The organism is Deltaproteobacteria bacterium (genome assembly GCA_009930495.1).
Classification (GTDB): domain Bacteria; phylum Desulfobacterota; class Desulfovibrionia; order Desulfovibrionales; family Desulfomicrobiaceae; genus Desulfomicrobium.
The window spans coordinates 1-1,057 of the sequence record RZYB01000474.1; the positions used below are offsets into that span (position 1 = coordinate 1).

The window sequence follows — 1,057 nt, forward strand, 5'->3', positions numbered from 1 at the left end:
GACGGTCGATCCTGGATCGCCAAGTTCTCCAAGCGCGGCGACCCGTGGCGCGAGCCGGTGGTGGAACACGCGACCATGACCCTGGCCGCGCGCTGCGGCGTGAGCGTCGCCCCCACCCGGCTCATCGAGGTGGACGGCCAGTCCGTGTTGCTGGTGCAACGCTTTGACCGCGCCGGGGACGAGGCCCGACACGTCGTGTCCGGGTTCACCGTGGCCGGCGTGGACGAAGACGGCGACTGGGGGAGCTATCAACATCTGGCCGAACAGGCCCGACGGCTGGGAGACGCGCGGTCCGGGCCGGAAATTTTTCGGCGCATGGTCTTCAACGCCCTGTGCTCCAACCGGGACGACCATCCCCGCAACCACGCCTTTTTCGTGTCGCGCGCGCGTATCGCCATGACCCCGGCCTATGACCTGGTCCCGGCCGCGATCCGCTTCCGACACTGGGATCTGTCCCTGCGCTGCGGCACGGAAGGACGGGCCGCGACCCGGTCCAACCTGCTGAGCGACGTCCGCCCCTTTGGCCTGTCCGAACAGGATGCCGTGCGAATCTGGAAGGAAATGACCGCTGTCACGGCCGAATGGCGGAAGCACTTCGCCGCCTGCGGCGTGAGTGCGCGGGAAATGGAGGAACTGCAATATCGGTTCGCGTTGACGGAAGCATGATGTCGGCAGGAACAGCGTGCAATGACGCGCCCGGAAAAAGGGCGCCCGGAATAGAACCGCGCGCCCGTCTCCGGTTCCTGCCACACGGGGCATCAGACCACGATCAGCTCGTATTCCCGCGTGCCCAGTCCGATCTTTTCGGCATGTTCCAGGCAGGAACGCCATTCGGACTGGGGCGTGGAATTTCTGAAGTGATCGTGGTGATCAAGAAAATCGGGCTTGGACAGATTCTCGAAAAGCTGGCTCCCCGGCAACGGCTTGGCCGCCATGCAGGCGTCCACGCAGGCCTGATCCAGGGCCAGGGCATCGGTGGAGGCGAACATGCCCAGATTGGGCAGGATGGGCGCGTCGTTCTCGCCGTGGCAGTCGCAATTGGGTGAAACGTCCACGA

Annotated in this window: 2 protein-coding genes; one reads left to right on the top strand and one right to left on the bottom strand. The window is 65.3% G+C overall.

Annotated elements, in window-relative coordinates; all coding sequences use genetic code 11:
• Window positions 1-666, top strand: a 666-nt coding sequence (locus EOL86_15570) for a type II toxin-antitoxin system HipA family toxin (protein NCD26989.1), incomplete at its 5' end; no start/stop codon positions are given.
• 92 nt (window positions 667-758) lie between these two features.
• Here the strand turns inward: EOL86_15570 and EOL86_15575 are convergent.
• Window positions 759-1,057 (bottom strand): 4Fe-4S ferredoxin (locus EOL86_15575; GenBank protein NCD26990.1); only part of this gene is annotated, 299 nt, incomplete at its 5' end.